Origin of the sequence: Enterobacter sp. E1 (genome assembly GCF_016809815.1) — a bacterium.
Taxonomy (GTDB): domain Bacteria; phylum Pseudomonadota; class Gammaproteobacteria; order Enterobacterales; family Enterobacteriaceae; genus Enterobacter; species Enterobacter adelaidei.
The window spans coordinates 114,883-129,523 of sequence record NZ_JAFBJM010000006.1; the positions used below are offsets into that span (position 1 = coordinate 114,883).

The 14,641-nt window shown below is 52.8% G+C and carries 12 protein-coding genes and 1 pseudogene; 5 read left to right on the forward strand and 8 right to left on the reverse strand.

Annotation, left to right across the window (positions count from 1 at the left end):
• Nucleotides 1–3: 3 nt before the first annotated feature.
• Together JGF26_RS16295 and JGF26_RS16300 are read right to left on the reverse strand one after the other, a co-directional pair.
• Nucleotides 4–279, reverse strand: a complete 276-nt coding sequence (locus JGF26_RS16295; RefSeq protein WP_134708386.1) for a hypothetical protein — start codon at nucleotides 277–279, stop codon at nucleotides 4–6.
• The gene (locus JGF26_RS16300; protein WP_108089964.1) at nucleotides 254–775 is read right to left on the reverse strand and encodes a DUF2778 domain-containing protein; all 522 of its coding nucleotides are present in this window, start codon (nucleotides 773–775) and stop codon (nucleotides 254–256) included. Before JGF26_RS16300 ends, JGF26_RS16295 begins: the two co-directional genes overlap by 26 nt.
• A gap of 268 nt (nucleotides 776–1,043) precedes the next feature.
• Between JGF26_RS16300 and JGF26_RS16305 the strand changes: the two genes are divergently transcribed.
• Entirely contained in the window at nucleotides 1,044–1,583 is a 540-nt protein-coding gene (locus JGF26_RS16305; RefSeq protein ID WP_134708387.1) for a DUF2058 domain-containing protein, read from the forward strand.
• A 7-nt stretch (nucleotides 1,584–1,590) separates the two neighbouring features.
• On the opposite strand, the gene JGF26_RS16310 is transcribed toward JGF26_RS16305, so the two are convergent.
• Both JGF26_RS16310 and azoR read right to left on the reverse strand, forming a co-directional pair.
• Nucleotides 1,591–2,277: an RluA family pseudouridine synthase gene (locus JGF26_RS16310; RefSeq protein WP_134708388.1), complete on the reverse strand. Its 687-nt coding sequence runs from the start codon at nucleotides 2,275–2,277 to the stop codon at nucleotides 1,591–1,593.
• 89 nt (nucleotides 2,278–2,366) lie between these two features.
• Nucleotides 2,367–2,972, reverse strand: coding sequence for an FMN-dependent NADH-azoreductase (azoR, locus tag JGF26_RS16315; protein WP_028017486.1), 606 nt, complete (start codon nucleotides 2,970–2,972; stop codon nucleotides 2,367–2,369).
• 205 nt (nucleotides 2,973–3,177) lie between these two features.
• Between azoR and hrpA the strand changes: the two genes are divergently transcribed.
• The gene (gene hrpA, locus JGF26_RS16320; RefSeq protein ID WP_134708389.1) at nucleotides 3,178–7,080 is read left to right on the forward strand and encodes an ATP-dependent RNA helicase HrpA; all 3,903 of its coding nucleotides are present in this window, start codon (nucleotides 3,178–3,180) and stop codon (nucleotides 7,078–7,080) included.
• An 82-nt stretch (nucleotides 7,081–7,162) separates the two neighbouring features.
• Here the strand turns inward: hrpA and JGF26_RS16325 are convergent, their stop codons facing one another.
• Nucleotides 7,163–7,822, reverse strand: a complete 660-nt coding sequence (locus JGF26_RS16325) for an O-methyltransferase (protein WP_028017484.1) — start codon at nucleotides 7,820–7,822, stop codon at nucleotides 7,163–7,165.
• A gap of 283 nt (nucleotides 7,823–8,105) precedes the next feature.
• Between JGF26_RS16325 and JGF26_RS16330 the strand changes: the two genes are divergently transcribed.
• Complete coding sequence (locus JGF26_RS16330) at nucleotides 8,106–8,909, forward strand: YdcF family protein (RefSeq protein ID WP_134708390.1); 804 nt, start codon at nucleotides 8,106–8,108, stop codon at nucleotides 8,907–8,909.
• A gap of 40 nt (nucleotides 8,910–8,949) precedes the next feature.
• Here the strand turns inward: JGF26_RS16330 and gap are convergent, their stop codons facing one another.
• Nucleotides 8,950–9,951, reverse strand: a complete 1,002-nt coding sequence (gap, locus tag JGF26_RS16335) for a type I glyceraldehyde-3-phosphate dehydrogenase (protein ID WP_028017482.1) — start codon at nucleotides 9,949–9,951, stop codon at nucleotides 8,950–8,952.
• A 188-nt stretch (nucleotides 9,952–10,139) separates the two neighbouring features.
• Here gap and cybB point away from each other — a divergent pair, with 188 nt between their 5' ends.
• Nucleotides 10,140–10,670: a cytochrome b561 gene (gene cybB / locus JGF26_RS16340; protein ID WP_032666827.1), complete on the forward strand. Its 531-nt coding sequence runs from the start codon at nucleotides 10,140–10,142 to the stop codon at nucleotides 10,668–10,670.
• Nucleotides 10,671–10,715: 45 nt separating this feature from the next.
• Here cybB and JGF26_RS16345 read toward each other — a convergent pair whose 3' ends face one another.
• Both JGF26_RS16345 and JGF26_RS16350 read right to left on the reverse strand, forming a co-directional pair.
• Complete coding sequence (locus JGF26_RS16345) at nucleotides 10,716–11,783, reverse strand: oxidoreductase (RefSeq protein WP_134708391.1); 1,068 nt, start codon at nucleotides 11,781–11,783, stop codon at nucleotides 10,716–10,718.
• Nucleotides 11,776–12,539 (reverse strand): annotated as a pseudogene (locus JGF26_RS16350) (DeoR/GlpR family DNA-binding transcription regulator). Before JGF26_RS16350 ends, JGF26_RS16345 begins: the two are co-directional and overlap by 8 nt.
• A 736-nt stretch (nucleotides 12,540–13,275) precedes the next feature.
• Here JGF26_RS16350 and JGF26_RS16355 point away from each other — a divergent pair.
• Nucleotides 13,276–14,613 carry a TolC family outer membrane protein gene (locus JGF26_RS16355; protein WP_028017478.1) on the forward strand — a complete coding sequence of 446 codons (1,338 nt, stop codon included), beginning with the start codon at nucleotides 13,276–13,278 and terminating at the stop codon, nucleotides 14,611–14,613.
• Nucleotides 14,614–14,641: the final 28 nt, after the last annotated feature.

A 14,641-nucleotide genomic window follows, 5' to 3' on the forward strand; every position in this document is an offset into this window, starting at 1 on the left:
TCGTTATTTCCTTATTTTATTGAATAGCAGAGTTGTTAAGCGATAAATAACCGTGGTGAGGGTCAGTACAATTAAAATATCGATATTGGTATATGTGTCATATATTGTTTCAGCATTCACATCGCCATAAATAAAATCACATATAGATGAGGCGACGTCGTGGTCTAAATAGCGTTCAGCGGGCCCCAATGTGCGGCCAAATATAATGCTGATGCATATAAACCAGGCCGTTTTCAATAGCCTGATGCCCCATTTACGGGCAAGTGCTGGTATAGCCACTTTCACTCACCTCAACCCAGCCGCGTGCCATCAGCGAACGCATACAGGGAACTTCAATAAGCTCTGTACTCATGAGAGCATTCCGGATCAATGCGTAATCAGAATTATGGGCAATCGTGATACATCCCTCAGATACCGTACCTGGATGCAGCCGAAACAAACCCCGGTAGACGTTATCAATCCAGGTACCATCATCGATTCCCCAGTCATCCTTGTATAAAGCAAACCACTCATCGCGGCCAAATTCTGCGCCAGATCTCACCTTGTTCCACCGATCCTGAACCTTCGCTTTTAATCCTGAAAAGAAACCTCCAGTCCCTCTGTCAACAATCCAGTATTTACCTGGGGGAATTGGACCCGATCCTTTGACTGCACCACATAATCCATTGTTTCTGTAAATTCCCTGCCCGGAATGCGCCATAAACACGCCAACGCCGTGCAGGTTAAAAGGCGCATAGTCAGCACCGTTAAGCAGCATTGTTCCTTTTAAGGCCATATTTTCTCCTTAGTATTTTAATAAGAGAAAAGCAGCCTACGCCTGATGTGGGTACAGATATTCAACTCACATCATATTTCTGCGCTGCTGATTTTTTTTAAGAAAATGACCTGACAATTTTTAATCACTCTTTAGGCGTTAACGCTAGTTAATGCTGAATGACTAATGAGCCAGACTCAGTTAAAAAAACGACATGCCTACTTCTCTGGCACACGCTCCGCAATTCCCGCTATAATCCCCAAAATTTCCAATCGGTTTAGAAACGATCATGACAAAACTCACCTTACAAGAGCAGATGCTGAAAGCAGGCCTGGTCAGCAGCAAGAAAGCGGCGAAAGTGCAGCGCACGGCAAAGAAATCACGCGTTCAGGCGCGTGAAGCTCGGGAAGCGGTTGAAGAGAACAAGAAAGCGCAGATCGAGCGCGATAAACTGCTGAGCGAGCAGCAAAAACAGGCAGTACTGGCGAAAGAGTTTAAAGCCCAGGTGAAACAGCTGATTGAGATGAACCGCATCACCGTGGCGAAAGGCAACATCACCTTTAACTTCACCGACGGTAATCTGATCAAAAAAATCGAGGTCGATAAGCAGACCCAGACTCAGCTGATCAACGGTCGTCTGGCGATTGCGCGTCTGGTGATTAATGCTAATGGTGACTGCGAATACGCGATAATCCCGGCAGTGGTGGCCGATAAAATTGCCCAGCGCGATGCCGACAGTATCGTATTAAACAGCGCGCTCAGCCAGGAAGAGCAGGACGAAGACGATCCGTACGCGGACTTCAAAATTCCGGACGATTTGATGTGGTAAATCCCCTTCAGAACGGGGCGGCGTGACGGGCGTTAACCGGCTCTCCGCTCACGGGATGAATAAAATTCAGAATGCTTGCATGCAGCATCAGCCGGGATGTTCTTTCCGCTCCCGGCGCTTCGAGACCACCATACAGATCGCAGCCCAGAATCGGGTGCCCCAACTGCTGGCAGTGAATGCGCAGCTGGTGGGTTCGCCCGGTCTCCGGGGTGAGTTTCACCCGTGTTAACGGCAGGCCCGTCTCCTGATAAAACCGTTCCACCACCCGATAGTGGGAGCGGGCGGGTTTACCGTTTTTCGCGCAGATCGACATCAATGGGAATAGCGCCGGATCTTTGGCAATCGGCGCATCAATTACACCTTCGTCATTTTCAACATGTCCGCAAAGCAGGGCGCTGTAGACTTTCTCCACGCTGCGCTGGCTGAACTGTTCGCACAGTGCGGCATTGATAGCTTTATTGCGCGCAACCACCATCAACCCTGAGGTACCAAAATCCAGGCGGTGTACCAGCGTGCAGCCAGGGAACGTCTGGACCAGACGATAATGGACAGAATCGAGGTTTTGCGGATTTTTGCCCGAGAGGCTGAGCAGACCGGAAGGTTTATTGATCAACAGCAGATGTTCATCCTGCCAGAGGATCTCGATGTCGTCGTGACACGGTGGGGCAATAAAAGAATCAATAATCGCAGACATCAGGCCGCCCGGCTGGAGAGTGGGAGCGGATGATAACGAAATGCGGAGAAAAGAAAAACCCTCCCACCGGGCGGTGAGAGGGGAATATCTTAAGCAGCTACGAAACTGTCGATAGCGGATTTCGCATCGGTCTGCGCTTTGGTCGCCATTTCAGGACCGTAGGCAATACCTTCAGCGAACACGAAGTTCACATCAGTGATACCGATGAAGCCCAGGAAAACGGTCAGGTATGGTGCAACCAGGTCGGTTGGGGTGTCTTTGTGGATACCGCCACGGCTGGTCAGTACGATCGCACGTTTACCTTTTACCAGGCCTTCAGGACCGTTCTCGGTGTAACGGAAGGTTACGCCAGCACGCGCCACCAGGTCGAAATAGTTCTTCAACTGAGTTGGGATGTTGAAGTTGTACATTGGGGCGTTAATGACGATAACGTCGTGCGCCTGCAGCTCAGCAATCAGTTCGTCGGACAGGGCCAGAGCTTCCTGCTGACGTGGGCTCAGTGGTGCATCGCTTGGACGCAGCGCGCCAACCAGCTCGCCGTCCAGCACAGGAATTGGGTTTGCAGCCAGGTCACGCACGGTGATTTCGTCAGCAGAATGCTGTTCACGCCACTGTTCAACGAAGTAATCAGACAGCTGACCAGACTGAGAGTACCCTGCCAGAATACTGGATTTCAAAACTAATACTTTGCTCATGGGTGATTCCTGTTATTGCATTTGATTGAAGGGGGTTGCCCCGTTGCTTGTTGACACTCTATTCACAATCCTGCCATAGAGATAGCGCAATATATCGAAGCCTATGTTCGAATTTTTTGAATAAGGCGCTGAAAGCACCAATGTGGTACTCTATAGCAATCATTAAAAAGAGATTTTACCTGGCAGTGCACTGCCCGTTAACGCTATGACAGAACAACAAAAACTCACCTTCGCGATGCTACTGCAACAGCTTGATTCGCTGACGCTGCGTGATAAACCGCGCTTTGCCCGACGTTTACACGGCGTGAAGAAGGTTAAAAATCCTGATGCACAACAGGCCATTTACCAGGATATGGCAAAAGAGATTGAACAGGCGGCAGGGAAAGTTGTGCTGCGTGAAGCTGCACGTCCGGCGATCAATTACCCGGATAACCTGCCCGTCAGTCAGAAAAAACAGGACATCCTCGAAGCTATCCGCGATCACCAGGTGGTGATTGTCGCCGGCGAAACCGGTTCGGGGAAAACCACCCAGCTGCCGAAAATCTGTATGGAGCTTGGCCGCGGGATCAAAGGGCTGATTGGCCACACCCAGCCGCGTCGTCTGGCGGCGCGTACTGTTGCGAACCGTATTGCCGAAGAGCTGCAAACGGAGCCGGGCGGTTGCATCGGTTACAAAGTGCGATTCAGCGACCACGTTAGCGATAACACCATGGTCAAACTGATGACCGACGGTATTCTGCTGGCGGAAATCCAGCAGGATCGCCTGCTGATGCAGTACGACACCATCATTATTGACGAAGCGCACGAACGCAGCCTGAACATCGACTTCCTGCTAGGCTACCTGAAAGAGCTGCTGCCGCGTCGCCCGGATCTGAAAATCATCATCACCTCCGCAACCATCGACCCGGAACGCTTCTCGAAGCATTTCAACAATGCGCCGATTATCGAGGTATCAGGACGCACCTATCCGGTTGAAGTCCGCTACCGCCCAATAGTGGAAGAGGCGGATGATACCGAGCGAGACCAGCTGCAGGCTATTTTCGATGCCGTTGACGAACTGGGTAACGAAAGCGCGGGTGATATTCTGATCTTTATGAGCGGCGAGCGCGAAATTCGCGACACCGCCGACGCGCTCAGCAAGCGCGACCTGCGCCACACGGAGATCCTGCCGCTGTACGCGCGTCTGTCAAACAGCGAACAGAACCGCGTGTTCCAGGCGCACAGTGGGCGACGTATCGTGCTGGCGACCAACGTGGCGGAAACCTCGCTGACCGTACCGGGGATCAAATACGTTATCGACCCGGGTACGGCGCGCATCAGCCGCTACAGCTATCGCACCAAAGTTCAGCGCCTGCCGATTGAGCCGGTTTCCCAGGCCTCGGCGAACCAGCGTAAGGGCCGCTGTGGTCGTGTGTCAGAAGGGATCTGTATTCGTCTTTACTCTGAGGACGATTTCCTGTCGCGTCCGGAATTTACTGACCCGGAAATTCTGCGTACCAACCTGGCGTCCGTTATCCTGCAGATGACTGCCCTGGGGCTGGGCGACATCGCGGCGTTCCCGTTCGTGGAAGCGCCGGACAAACGCAACATTCAGGACGGTGTACGTCTGCTGGAAGAGCTCGGCGCTATTACCACCGATGAGCAGGCAACGGCCTATAAGCTGACGCCGCTGGGCCGTCAGCTCAGCCAGTTGCCGGTCGACCCGCGTCTGGCGCGTATGGTGCTGGAAGCACAAAAACACGGCTGCGTGCGTGAAGCGATGATCATCACCTCGGCGCTCTCCATTCAGGATCCGCGTGAACGTCCGATGGACAAACAGCAGGCGTCTGATGAAAAACACCGCCGCTTCCACGATAAAGAGTCCGATTTCCTCGCTTTCGTGAACCTGTGGAACTACCTCGGCGAGCAGCAGAAAGCGCTCTCCTCGAACCAGTTCCGCCGCCAGTGTCGCGTGGATTTCCTCAACTACCTGCGCGTACGCGAGTGGCAGGATATCTACACCCAGCTCCGCCAGGTGGTGAAAGAGCTGGGCATTCCGGTCAACAGTGAACCGGCGGAATACCGGGAAGTGCATATCGCACTGCTGACTGGTTTGTTGTCCCATATCGGGATGAAGGACGCAGAAAAGCAGGAGTATACCGGCGCGCGTAACGCCCGTTTCTCCATCTTCCCCGGTTCCGGCTTGTTCAAAAAACCGCCGAAATGGACCATGGTGGCCGAGCTGGTGGAAACCAGCCGTCTGTGGGGGCGCATTGCGGCGCGTATCGATCCGGAATGGGTTGAGCCGGTGGCGCAACATCTGCTGAAACGCTCGTACAGTGAGCCACACTGGGAGCGTGCGCAGGGCGCGGTAATGGCAACTGAGAAGGTGACCGTCTACGGTCTGCCTGTCGTGGCCGCGCGTAAGGTCAACTACAGCCAGATCGATCCGGCGCTGTGCCGCGAGCTGTTTATCCGCCATGCGCTGGTGGAAGGTGACTGGCAGACTCGCCACGCCTTCTTCCGCGAAAACCTCAAACTGCGCGCCGAGGTGGAAGAGCTGGAACACAAATCCCGCCGTCGGGACATTTTGGTGGACGACGAGGCGCTGTTTGAGTTTTACGATCAGCGCATCAGCCATGATGTGATCTCTGCCCGTCACTTCGACAGCTGGTGGAAGAAGGCCAGCAAAGAGACGCCAGACCTGCTCAACTTTGAGAAGAGCATGTTGATTAAGGAAGGGGCGGAGTCAGTCAGCAAACTTGATTACCCGAACTTCTGGCATCAGGGCAACCTCAAGCTGCGGTTGACCTATCAGTTTGAACCAGGCGCGGACGCGGATGGGGTGACCGTACACATCCCGCTACCATTGTTAAACCAGGTGGAAGAGAGCGGGTTCGAGTGGCAAATTCCTGGCCTGCGTCGAGAACTGGTCATTGCATTAATCAAATCGCTGCCGAAACCGGTGCGCCGTAACTTTGTGCCTGCGCCAAACTATGCGGAAGCCTTTTTAGGCCGCGTCACGCCGCTGGAACTGCCGCTGCTGGACGCGCTGGAGCGTGAATTCCGACGCATGACCGGCACGACCATCGACCGCGATGACTGGAACTGGGATCAGGTGCCCGATCACCTGAAAATCAGCTTCCGCGTGGTGGACGATAAAAACAAAAAGCTGCAGGAAGGGCGTTCCCTGACCGAATTGAAAGAGGCGTTGAAAGGCAAAGTCCAGGAGACGCTCTCTGCGGTTGCGGATGACGGTATCGAGCAGAGCGGATTGCACATCTGGAGTTTTGGTCAGCTTCCGGAAAGCTACGAGCAGAAGCGCGGTAACTATAAGGTGAAGGCCTGGCCTGCGCTGGTCGATGAGCGCGACAGTGTGGCGATCAAGCTGTTTGATAACCCGCAGGAACAGCAACAGATGATGTGGCGCGGCCTGCGTCGCTTGCTGCTATTGAATATCCCATCGCCGATTAAGTATCTGCACGAGAAGTTACCGAACAAAGCCAAACTGGGGCTGTACTTTAACCCATACGGTAAAGTGCTGGATCTGATCGACGACTGCATCTCCTGCGGCGTGGACAAACTGATCCACGAGGCGGGTGGTCCGGTCTGGACGGAAGCAGGTTTTGCTCAGCTTCATGACAAGGTGCGCGCGGAGCTGAACGACACGGTGGTAGATATTGCCAAACAGGTCGAGCAAATCCTCACCACCGTTTTCAATATCAACAAACGTCTGAAAGGGCGCGTGGATATGACCATGGCGCTGGGGCTGTCAGATGTAAAAGCACAGATGGCCGGGCTGGTGTACCGCGGGTTTGTCACCGGAAACGGCTTTAAGCGACTCGGCGATACGTTGCGTTACCTGCAGGCGATTGAAAAACGGCTCGAGAAAATGGCTATCGACCCACATCGCGATCGCGCTCAGATGTTGAAAGTGGAGAGCGTGCAGCAGGCGTGGCAGCAGTGGCTGAATAAACTGCCACCGACACGCCGCGACGATGAAGACGTTCAGGCAGTCCGCTGGATGATCGAAGAGCTCCGTGTCAGTTTCTTTGCCCAGCAGCTCGGTACGCCGTATCCGATTTCGGATAAACGTATTTTGCAGACAATGGAGCAGATTTCCGGTTAAAACCCTTGCCCGGTGGCGCTGCGCTTACCGGGCCTACGGAAGAAAATGTAGGCCGGGTAAGGCGTAGCCGCCACCCGGCTGGTTATCGTTCCACAATTGCCAGCGTAAACCCGTCCCACCCCTTAACCCCCACCGTCTGCAACGCGGTGGCGGTTAAACGGGGATTGTCCCCAATCATCTCGATAAACCGACGAACACCCTGCACGCGCGCATCGTCACTTTGCTCGTTAATCACTTCGCCCTCGCGTACCACGTTATCACCAATAATCAACGTCCCTGGGCGGGAGTAGTGCAGCGCCCATTCCAGATAACCTGGGTTGTTTGGCTTATCTGCATCAATAAAGATCAGGTCGAATGGCGGTATATCACCGAAATTCTCGAGCGAGTTCAGAGCCGGGCCTTCTACCAGTTCAATACGGTTGTTTAGCCCCGCGAGGTGGATATTCTGGCGGGCAATTTCGGCATGGGTTGGATCCGCTTCAAGCGTAATCAGCTTTCCGTCTGGCGGCAGAGCGCGAGCCATCCAGATGGAACTATAGGCACCGAGCGTGCCAATCTCAAGAACACGCCGCGACTGCGTCAGACGGACAAACAGCGCCAGCAGTTGACCCTGATTGGCCGCTACATCGTGTTCTGGGAGCCCGCCGCGTTTGTTGTTTTCCAGTACCTGACGCAAGACATCATCTTCAGGAATAAGCGAAGAAATCATGAAATTATCTACTGCTGACCACTGTTGTTGCATAGATTGGCTCCTGAGAGTAAAAACTGGGGGCGAAATAGGGACCTGGTAATCGTAGCACTTCAGGCATTGAACCTTCGTAAATCTGGCCCCGAAGTTCCCTGTAAAATCGTTCACGGTATAATTGAGCCGCACTGGGTACTTTTTTAAACAGCACACGCAACAGAATGTTTTGAGTGATAGAAAACCAATAGCATAATAGGCAGATGCAATCCGATTCGGCGCTCGCCTGTACTTTATTAGCCAGAAGCCGTCCCCCTGAAGAGACTCACAGGAGAAGTTCATCATGGTTCAGACCCATTTCCCCATTCTGCCTGATGCCACTCTGGCGGCGATTAATACTCTCGGCACATGGCTGGCGCAGGATGATCTGAGCGGTTCCCGTCAGAACCCGGATGTCGATGGGGTGGTTCTGGCAGGAAACGCGGTCATTCCGACTATTGATGCGGCCTGCCGTATCGCCGCGCAAAACGAGATCCCGTTGCTGATTAGCGGCGGTATCGGCCATTCGACCGCGTTTCTATATGCGGCCATTGGCAGTCACCCGCGTTATCACACGATACCGGTCACTGGGCGGGCGGAAGCCAGTATTCTGGCCGACATTGCGCGCGAGTTCTGGCAGATCCCTGAGGGACGTTTGTGGATCGAAGATCAATCCACCAACTGTGGTGAAAACGCGCGTTTTAGCTGGAACATACTGAAACAACGTCAGCGAGCTACCGGGCGGGTGCTGGTGGTGCAGGATCCGACAATGCAGCGACGTACCATGGCGACGTTTGCCCGCGTGTGCCGGGATGAACCCGTTGCACCTCAGTGGATAAGCCACCCGGGTGTTACGCCGACACTGCGGAACGGCAAAGATGGGGTGGAATTTAGCGAGGGCAACACCGGACTGTGGCCCGTTGACCGCTACCTGTCACTGGTTCTGGGGGAACTGCCGCGACTGTATGATGACGTTAACGGCTATGGTCCTGCCGGACGTGATTTTATCGCTCACGTTGAGTTTCCTGATGCCGTGGCTGACGCATGGGTATTGCTACAGCAGGATCCGATCCTGAAAAACGCCTTATCCCGGCGCTCGCTTCTCTGAGCATCCTGCGGTTTCCCCCTCCGCAAAGAGGGGGAAGGCATTACAGCGCGGCGTACTTATCCAGCGTACGCACCAGCTGTGTCACAAAACCATATTCGTTGTCATACCAGGCGACGGCTTTCACCAGTTGCAGATCGCCCGCTTCCGTTACCTCGGTTTGCGTGGCATCAAATACCGAACCAAAGTGCGAACCGATCACATCTGACGACACAATCTCTTCATCGGTATAACCAAACGATTTATTTCCCTGTGTCGCCTTTTTCAACGCGGTATTGATCTCCTCAACCGTGACCTTTTTACCCAGAATGGCGACCAGTTCGGTGACGGAGCCGGTTTTAACCGGCACGCGCTGCGCGTGGCCTTTCAGTTTGCCACTCAGCGCGGGGATGACCAGGCCGATGGCTTTTGCCGCACCGGTGGTATGCGGAATGATATTTTCTGCCGCCGCGCGTGAGGCACGAAGATCTTTTCCGCGAGGCCCATCTACCAGCGCCTGGGTACCGGTATAGGCGTGAATAGTCGTCATGGTACCGACTTTAATTTCAAAGGCATCATGCAGCGCTTTTGCCAGTGGGGCGAGGCAGTTGGTGGTGCAGGAAGCGACGGAAATGATGGTATCACTGGCGTCAATGGTGTCGTCATTCACGTTATACACGATGGTTTTCATCTCTCCGGCAGGGGCAGAAATAAGCACTTTCTTCGCGCCTGCATCCAGATGCGCTCGTGATTTTTCTTCGGAGGTGTAAAAGCCGGTGCACTCCACAACGATATCCACACCTGCGGCTTTCCACGGAATATGCTTCGCCTCTTTTTCGGCGTATACCGCAATGGTTTTACCGTCAACAATCAGCGCATCTTCAGTGAAATCCACGCTCCACGGGAAACCACCGTAGTTGGAATCATGCCTGAGCAGATAGGCCAATACTTTGGGAGAGGTGAGGTCGTTGATGGCGACGACGGTGTTGCTATCCTGGGTTTCAAGAAGGCGGCGCAGTACAAGGCGTCCAATGCGTCCAAATCCGTTAATGCCAATTTTACTCATGGTGTTCTCCTGTGAACGTGTCGATACGACAGTTTGAACTCATCCAGGCTTAGACCATCACAGGCTGGGCGGCAATTGAAGATGCTTCATGCGGAAGGAAGTATTTGAAAAACCATACAGAAAAATTGATGAATTTTTAAGGAAAGGGGATTATGTTGACGCGATATCCGTTTTTTTCGGGAAATCCCATGCGCACTAAATATACAAGCCTGCAAATCGCAATTCACTGGCTGGTGTTTCTGTTAATCATCGTTGCTTATTGCGCGATGGAGTTTAAAGGTTTCTTCCCGCGTACCGCTCGCCCATTGATCAATATGATCCACGTCTCATGCGGAATCACCATTCTGGTGCTGATGGTGACGCGTCTGCTGGTTCGTCTCAAGTTCCGCGCGCCACCGATTCAACCAAAGCCAAAAGCGATGGTGACGGGGATGTCTCATCTGGGGCACCTGGTGGTGTATATGCTGTTCATTGCGTTACCGCTGATTGGTATTGTGATGATGTACAACCGGGGCAGCGACTGGTTTGCTTTTGGCATGGTGATGCCGCATGCGGCGGAATCCAATTTTGACCTGGTCGATGTGCTGAAAGAGTGGCACGTTACGCTGGCGAATCTGGGGTATTTTATGATTGGCCTGCACGCACTGGCAGCACTGATGCACCACTATTTCTGGAAAGATAATACCCTTCTGCGCATGATGCCGAAAAAGCGTCAATAAATGCGGAAAACAGGCCGGGTAAGCGCAGCGCCACCCGGCTTTTTTTTAGCGCAGCTGAGCACGCTCTTCAGTAGTTAACGCCAGCGCCTGCGTTGATCCGGTCTCAGACGATTTCACTGCCGCTTCCAGTACAGCCATAACCGCTAATGCTTCGACAGGATTAACGGGGTTGGTGATTTTCCCGAGAACCGCATCACGTACGTTAATGTAATACTGGCGCTGATCGCCTTTCGGGGTCGCAATAGTCTGCTGTGCTCCGTCTGCTCCATAGAGCACCATGCTGTCGCTGTCTTCGCCCCAGGTTGCACTGCCGGGAATCACCCCTGCGAGCAGCTGCGCTTCCTGCTGATCGATTCTGGCTTTTACCACGCTGCCCTTATCCCCGTGGACCGTAAAGCGTGCCGTACCGCCTGCGACCAGCATGCTGGCATGCAGAATGACCTTATGTTGCGGATAATTTAAGACCACGTGCGCCCAGTCGTTAATTTCTGCACCGTCGCGCAGCGTCGCGATATTCCCCTGAACCGACTGCGGCAGGCCAAAGAGCTGAAGCGTCTGGTCAATCAAGTGAGGACCCAGGTCAAACCACAGGCCGCTCCCGGGGACGTTCTGCTCGCGCCAGCGCACGCGTACTTCCGGACGGAAACGGTCAATATGCGACTCCAGATGTTTAATCTTGCCGAGCGTACCTTGCTCAATAAGCTGCTTAATGCCGAGGAAATCGCTGTCCCAGCGGCGGTTGTGAAAGACGGAGAGCAAAAGCTGCTTTTCATCCGCCAGCGCAATCAGGTCGCGGGCTTCCTGCATGTCGAGGGTGAAAGGCTTATCCACGACCACATGTTTCCCGGCGTTCAGCGCAAGCGTGGCCAGCGGCGCGTGGGTGGCGTTGGGGGAGGCAATAACGACCAGATCGACATCCGGATGCTGAATGGCCTCTTCCGGTGTTGCAACCACCTGAACATCCGGAAGATCGCGTTTTACTTTTTCTTCATCACGAGAAGATACGACCGCCAGCTTAAGTCCATCAACGGACTGGATCAGCGGTGCATGGAAGGTTTTGCCGACAAATCCATACCCGATCAATGCAATGTTGATTGTTTTCACTTTACTCATGACCTTCTCCACGTTGATTCGCGCAAACCGTGACCTGCAATGCGCTATGGTCCCCAAGCTCAGGCCAGGGACGATCCAGAAACAGTTGTTGGATGTTGGATAACTCGCAAACCAGATACGGTTCGCAGCGGTTGACTTTAAGGTGGTCGGCGACAATCCAGTGAGCATGGCTGACGGCAAGCATCGCGCGCTTGACCTCCGCATCTGCTTCTGTACTGGCACTCAGACCGAGTTCGGCATGGATGGCGCACGCCCCGAGAATAGCGATATCCGCACGATAACGGGACAGGAGAGACAGGGTGGCGCTTCCGGCGAACAGGCGCTGTTTTTGGTCCCATTTTCCACCGAGCAGGATCAGCTCAATATTATCCTGGTCGCTAAAATGCTGGGCAATATCCAGCGAGGTGGTGATAACAGTCAGCGGCCCCTGAAGAAAGGTGGCAACAGCCATCACCGTGCTTCCGGCATCCAGAAACAGGGTGGAGCCCGGTGGAACTGCCTGCGCGACCTGTTTACCCAGACGCTGTTTGGCTTCGGGCAGCAACGTACTGCGCCCCTGACGATTCATGGCGGAAAGATTGAGTGCAATAGCCCCGCCATGATTCTTCTGCGCAAGGCCCTGGTTTTCAAGGTCAGTCAGATCGCGGCGGATGGTGTCTGCTAAACCTGAAGCTTTTCTGCCAGCTCGGTGATACTGGCCTGTCCTTGCTCACTAATAATATCAAGTACATATCGTTGACGAGCCGTTTTGTGCATGAACAAATCCTGCAAAATGTCGCAATAGTTCGCATAATACAGCATTTCAGCGCAGAGAGAAGCACAATGTCGTCACCAGGATACGCAAGTGGGGTAATGATTCAGGTAGGTGATTATTAAAATTATATTAAGTGCTTATAAGTAAACCGTTTTAAATGTTAACCATAGTGTTATTGTTATGTTTTATTTAATAGTTTGGATTATGTCGCTATTGTATCACCCTTATTTAGCGATATATTTCAATTAAATTTGAATTAACGAATTAAAATAACGTAAATTTGTTTTTTAATGGTTATTTATGTCGACATGTAGGCTTTAACTACGTAAGTTGACACTTCTTTGAAAATCTTTGTGTCTGACCCTTCATGAAATTAACGCAAAAATGTGCATATAACGAATTAGGAATTTTCCTTAAATAACAGGGGGTTTATATGTTTCATTTGAAAGTCCATTTTCGAGGTTTTGTCCAGAAACCCCATGTTTTTTCTTATTTGTAACACCGCATTAACATTGTGGGTGTAGTGGCCTATACCGCATTTTGTTATGCTGCTAACCAGTTTAAGAAATAAGTAAATTCTTAATTGAAATAAGACGCAGACAGAACTCAGTTCCAATGGAAATGGGTATGGGAAGTATTACCTGAAATCCGGCAAGGAAACCGAAGAAATATTTGTCTAATTATCTATACCTCTTTTTGGGTATTTGTTTGAGTATCACTCAGAGTCAGGGAGATAAAATGACGAAATTGAGTAAACCTAAGTTCCTTCGATATGCAGCCGCGATGGCATTATTTTCGATAGCCATAAATACCGCTTGTGCCAATAGTGGGCAGGTGGGGATTGCCCCGGTTTCCACAACAACATTAAAAGAAAGTATTCTTTTTGCTATCGATCGCGATCCGTCAATTAGTCAGCAGGCCGCGCAATTAGGTATTGGTCAGGCACAAATAGATGAAGCGCGCAGCGGTTGGATGCCGCAAATATCGTTAAACGGGAGTACAGGGCACAGCCAGACCACCGATTCCAGCGGGTCACTGAAGAATTCAGCCGCCTGGGGGCTGAGCCTGACGCAGCTGCTGTACGATTTTGGCAAAACCAATAACAGCATCAGTCAGTCTTCCGCCCAGCGTGATAGCTACCGCTATCAGCTGATGGGCACGCTTTCGGATGTGGCGGAAAAAACGGCGCTGAGCTATGTAGAGGTCAAACGCTATTCCGATCTGTTGCTGGCGGCAAAAGAGAATGTTCAGGCGCTCAAAAACGTCGAGCAGCTGGCAAAACTGCGCGCTGATGCAGGCGTGAGCTCCACGTCCGATGAGCTCCAGACCCGCACGCGTATTGCCGGCATGCAGGCGACGGTCGCTCAGTATCAGGCCGCCCTTAACAGCGCCCGCGCCAGGCTAGCGGTTTTAACCGGAATGCAGGCAGAGGTCTATTCGCCGGTGCCTGCGAATCTTGCCGTGGAGCCGGACTCGCTCAATCGCATAGATTATTCGCTGATACCGGCGGTGATGGCCGCACAGAACATGGAACGGTCTGCTCAGTATGGCGTGGAAACGGCGAAGTCCCAGCACTGGCCGACGCTAAGTCTGAAAGGAGGGCGTACCCGTTATGAATCGGACAACCGTTCTTACTGGGACGACCAGATACAGCTCAACATTGATGCCCCACTGTATCAGGGGGGCGCGGTTTCCGCACGCGTTCGGCAGGCGGAAGGCGCACGAGCCATGGCCTCCTCTCAGGTCGATCAGGCGCGTTTCGATGTCCTGCAAAAAGCTTCCGTAGCGCAGGCGGACTGGACCGGCGCACGGGGAAGAATGGAAGCCGGGAAACAACAGCTGGAAAATGCACTGCGCGCCCGCGATGTCTATAAAAATGAATACACCCTGAGCAAGCGGAGCATTAACGATCTGCTCAGCGTTGAGCAGGATGTCTGGCAGGCCACCTCGGCAAAAATAATCGCTGAGTATGATGGCTGGAGTTCGGCAATTAATTATGCTGCTGCGGTTGATAATTTAATGCCACTTATTGGAGTAGAGAAAAGCGCTACCGCAAAACTACCCGATTTGAGTTAAAAAAAGGCGCACATTGGTTGCGCAAAAT